The following is a 4,693-nucleotide window of genomic DNA, read 5'->3' on the forward strand; positions in this document are numbered from 1 at the left end:
CTGCCGCCGCTGCCGCCCCGGCTGCTGATGCCGCGGCTGCTGATGCCGCTCCCGCCGAAGAGGCCGCTGGCGGCCACGGCGGCGGCAGCCTGACCCCGATCGCCATGTTCATGATGGCGCACCCGGTCGTTAAGGTCGTGATGGCAGGCCTGGTCCTGGCCTCGATCTTCTCCTGGACGCTGCTGCTCATCAAACTGGTTGAGTTCAGCTCGCTGACCAAGAAGACCAACCGCTTCCTGGAAGAGTACCGCGGTGCTCGCAACCTGGCCGACATCCGTCGCCTGGCTATCTCGGAAGAGTTCGACGGCAACCCGCTGGCCGACATGGCCGCTGCGGCCACCGGCGAAATCGAACTGTCGCGTCAAGCCGGTCTTGATGTGACGGGCGCACACCGCGACACCACCGTCTCGCGCGCCAACAACGCTGTCGGCGCCGTTCAGGGCGGCATGGGTATCCGTCTGTCGGGTGGCCAGCAGTTCCTGGCCTCGGTCGGTTCGGGCGGTCCGTTCATCGGTCTGTTCGGCACCGTTTACGGCATCATGAACTCGTTCATCGGCATCGCCGAATCGAACACCACCAACCTGGCCGTCGTTGCTCCGGGTATCGCTGAAGCCCTGCTGGCTACCGGCATCGGCCTGTTCGCGGCTATCCCGGCGGTTATCTTCTATAACTACTTCAACACCCGCATCGCTTCGTACGGCGCTCGTGCTGACGGCTTCAACGCCGAGCTGATGAACTCGATCTCGCGTCAACTCGACAAGGGGGCGTAAGACGGATGGCCGCCAAACTTTCCGGTTCCGGCGGCGGCAAGTACACCGTCGAGGCGAACAGCGAAATCAATGTCACGCCTTTCGTGGACATTATGCTGGTTCTCCTCATCATCTTCATGGTGGCGGCTCCGCTCGCCACCGTGTCGGTGCCGGTGACACTTCCACGCGCCGTCGCTCCGCCGGCTCAGAATCCGCCCAAGCCCGTCTTCATCTCCATCCAGAATGGCGGTGAAGTGTACGTGGGCGATTTCCCGACGTCGGTCGCCGCCCTGGGCGATGACCTGAGGACCCAAATCGGAACGCGTAATCCGGACGAAGAGCGGATCTTTATCCGCGCTGACCAGCAAACGCGGTACGGGGACTTCATGCAGGTCATGAACGCCTTGCAGGATAATGGTTTTTACAGTGTCGCCCTGGTTGGCGAAGATCAATCGTAGGGGGCGTGACTCAAAGCATGACTGCTGAACCTCACGAGCACCGCGACCCTCTGCTCGATGCACCCAAGAAGAAGAAGCTCTCGACGGGTGCAATGGTCGGGATCGGCGTCTCGGTGATCGTCCACGCTCTGGCAGGCATATACCTGTACAAGAGCAAGTTCGAACTCCAGGAGTTCAACTATGTGGACGAGGCTGTGGACGTGGAGTTGATGGAGGCTCCGCCTCCGCCGCCTCCGCCTCCGCCGCCGCCGCCGCCGCCGGATACACCTCCGCCGCCGAAGCTTCAGGTGCGCGAGCCGGTCGTCAACACCTCGGCGCCTCCGCCGCCGGTGACCTTGCCGATCGAGCCGACGAAGAAGGAAGACCGCGTCGAATACACGGGCCCGCCCGTGATCGTCCCTGGTCCGCCGCCTCCGCCGGCGCCGCCCGCGCCGCCGCGTCCTTCGGTGATCACCAACCCGCAGTGGGCTCGCCCGCCGCGTCCGACCGAACGGGACTTCCCGCAACGCGCTCTTGATCGCGGCGTGGGTGGTTCGGCCACGGTCGAGTGCACGGTGACCCCGAGCGGGAAGCCCGAAGGTTGCCGCGTCGTCTCGGAAGAGCCGTCCGGCATGGGCTTCGGCGCTGCCGCTGTTCGCATCGTCCAACGCGGGCAACTTTCGCCTCGTACGGTCGATGGCGCTGCAACGAACGCCAAGTTCGTGGTCCGGGTGCCGTTTAACCTGGACTAAGCGTGCGAACGCACTGAACGAAAAGAAGCGCCTCGAGGTTTCGCCTCGGGGCGCTTTTTCCATGCGTTGAAGCCTGCTGGTCGTGGCTCAACGAAACGAGCGATGGAAACGCACTTTGCGGCGTCAGGCATGGAGCCGGGCGGCCTGCCTGTGCATTATGGCCGCTGAACTGTTCCGGAGGACTGATGTCTCGTAAGCCCCTTATGCTCGCCCTGGCGATCACCACCGGCGTTCTGGGTGCCGGCGTCGGCGCCTGTGCCTATAATGAGGCCCTGGGCCGCAATCAGTTGGTCTTCATCGACGATGGCGTGCTGGTCCAGCAGTCGCAGGCGGCCTGGGCCGAGACGCTGCGGACGCAGAAGGTGTCGAACAATGCGGCTCAGAATGCACGGGTGCGTCGGGTGGGCGATCGGATCGTCCAGGCGGCCAATCTGACCAATCGCCATTGGGAGTATGCGGTGTTCGACGACGCCACGCCGAACGCCTTTGTCCTGCCGTCGGGCCATATGGGGGTGACGACAGGGCTGCTGGCCATCGCCAAGAACGACGACCAACTGGCGGCCGTGATCGGCCATGAGGTCGGCCACGTCATCGCTCGCCACGCCGCTGAACGCGCCTCGACCACGCAGACGACGGGCCTGATCCTTGGCGCGGTGCAGAGCCAGGCCGGGGATTATAGCCAGGCGGTTCAGGCCTTTGGCGGCATGGGCGCGCAGTTGGGCGTGCTGTTGCCGTTCTCGCGCAGCCATGAGCTGGAGGCGGATCGTCTGGGCGTCGATTACATGGCGGCGGCCGGCTACAGGCCGTCGGAATCGCTGGCCCTGTGGCGCGCCATGGCTGAAGGGCGACAGTCGGGGACGCCGGAGTTCGCGTCGACCCACCCGTCGGACCAGACCCGTCTGATGCAACTTCAGCAGTATATCGCCAGCCGCGGTTGGAACTGACGGGGATAAGACACAAAATCCCACGCGAGGGCGAAAAGGCCGCTTGCCCCCGGCGGCGAGGCCCGCTAGAGAACCGCCCTCGCGCAGAGATGTGCAGCCTTAGCTCAGCTGGTTAGAGCGCCGGTTTGTGGAACCGGAGGTCCTCAGTTCAATCCTGAGAGGCTGTACCATTCTCCCTCGAATCGCTTTTGCGATAGGTCGAGGGAGAAGTATGACGATGACGTCGCCAGCGTGGGATCCCCAGCAATACAACCGTTTCGAGCGCCAGCGCGATCGTGCGGCGATCGACCTGCTATCGCAGCTTCCGGACGATCTGACGCCGCGCGAAGTCTGGGACATCGGCTGCGGTACGGGCCAGCACGCGGCCTTGCTGAAGCGGCGTTGGCCGGATGCGCAGGTGCATGGGCTGGATTCCAGCGCCGCCATGCTGGTACAGGCGCGGACCCTGCCGGACGACGTAGACTGGGTGCAGGGCGATCTCGGGGCCTGGAAGCCCGCCGCGCCGGCGGATCTGATCCTGGCCAACGCTTCCCTGCAGTGGGCGCCGGATCATGCGGCGCTGTTTCGACGCCTGACCGAGTCGCTGGCGCCGGACGGGGTGCTGGCGGTGCAGATGCCTATGGCCTGGGAGACGCGCCATCACACCCTGATGCGCCAGACGGCGGCGGACGGTCCGTGGAGCGCGTGTCTGAAGGGCGTAGACACCATTCAGCCGCTGCTGGCCGCCGAGGCCTATTACGACGCGGTGGCGGACCTGTGCGAGGAGGTCGACATCTGGGCGACGACCTATCTGCACGTTCTGGACGGCGAGAACGCCGTGCTGGAGTGGATGAAGGGCACCGCCCTCAGGCCTTATCTGACCGCGCTTTCCGAAGACCCAGCCAACCACGACGCCTTCCTGACGCGCCTGGCTCAGGTGTTGGGCGAGGCGTTTCCGCGACGTCCTGAGGGAAGGACTCTTCTGCCATTTCCTCGACTGTTTCTTCTGGCGCGCCGGTCCGACGGCGGCGGTGCAGGGTCTCGATCGGCCCGTTGAGACTGTCCAGGGCCGCTTGCGCGGCCTCGTAACCCGCTGCGACGCCCGGCTCATAGGCTTTCCAGTCGCGGATATCGACGCCGTCGGGCGTGGGCAGGATCAGCAGGTCCGTCTCGGCGCGGGCCTGCATCCGCTCGGCTTCGCTGGACAAGGTGGCCGAGCGCATCAGGATGGAGACGATCGGCGGCCCGTGCTTCCAGGCGCCCGACAGGATCCAGCGCCACCAGGACGGCGGATTTTCCAGCGTCTCGGGATCGACGCCGCGCGTCATGGACACGTCGACGCCGACGACGGGCCCGCTGTTCAGCCGCCGCATCACATCACTGGGGAAGTTGCGCAGCACGGCGCCGTCGACCAGCACCTGACCGTTCATCACCACGGGCGGCATGACGCCGGGAATGGAGATGGAGGCGCGCAGGGCGTGACGCAGCATCCCTTCGCGATGAACCTCCAGCTTGCCCGAGGTCAGATTGGTCGAGACGGCGAAGAAGGGCAGCAGCATGTCCTCCATCTGCACGTCGCCGAAGGCCTCCTTCATCATCGCCTTGACCTTGCGGGCGTGGGTCATGGCGATGATGGGCGGGGCGATGTCGGCCAGAGGGTCGGACAGGACGAAGGCCTGGCGGATGTGGTGCTCAAGCTCTTCGTCCGACCAGCCCAGGGCCGGGCCCGCGCCGATGACCGCCCCCATGGAGGCGCCGCCGATGAAGTCGATGGGCGTGCCCGCTTCGCGCAGGGCCTTGAGCGCGCCGATGTGGGCATAGGCGCGCGCGCC

5 protein-coding genes, 1 tRNA gene and 1 pseudogene are annotated in these 4,693 nt (G+C 65.5%); 6 read left to right on the top strand and 1 reads right to left on the bottom strand.

All coding sequences use genetic code 11. The features are described from left to right. From RT567_RS09130 to RT567_RS09155, 6 genes and pseudogenes are all read left to right on the top strand, one after another. A partial coding sequence (locus tag RT567_RS09130; RefSeq protein WP_313575945.1) for a MotA/TolQ/ExbB proton channel family protein occupies nt 1–770 on the top strand: 770 nt, incomplete at its 5' end. Nucleotides 771–775: 5 nt separating this feature from the next. Next, entirely contained in the window at nt 776–1,207 is a 432-nt protein-coding gene (locus tag RT567_RS09135) for a biopolymer transporter ExbD (RefSeq protein WP_313575947.1), read from the top strand. 17 nt (nt 1,208–1,224) lie between these two features. Further along, a complete protein-coding gene (locus RT567_RS09140; protein ID WP_313575949.1) occupies nt 1,225–1,938 on the top strand; it encodes an energy transducer TonB in 714 nt (237 codons plus the stop codon). Between the two features lie 185 nt (nt 1,939–2,123). Beyond that, nucleotides 2,124–2,882, top strand: coding sequence for a M48 family metallopeptidase (locus RT567_RS09145; protein WP_313575951.1), 759 nt, complete (start codon nt 2,124–2,126; stop codon nt 2,880–2,882). Nucleotides 2,883–2,975: 93 nt separating this feature from the next. Continuing rightward, nucleotides 2,976–3,052 (top strand) — tRNA-His (locus RT567_RS09150). A 47-nt stretch (nt 3,053–3,099) separates the two neighbouring features. Beyond that, nucleotides 3,100–3,498, top strand: a pseudogene (locus RT567_RS09155) (methyltransferase domain-containing protein); the annotation flags it as partial. 229 nt (nt 3,499–3,727) lie between these two features. Here RT567_RS09155 and RT567_RS09160 read toward each other — a convergent pair. Further along, nucleotides 3,728–4,693 (bottom strand): patatin-like phospholipase family protein (locus tag RT567_RS09160; protein WP_313575953.1); only part of this gene is annotated, 966 nt, incomplete at its 5' end.

Origin of the sequence: Brevundimonas sp. (genome assembly GCF_032107865.1) — a bacterium.
Lineage (GTDB): Bacteria > Pseudomonadota > Alphaproteobacteria > Caulobacterales > Caulobacteraceae > Brevundimonas.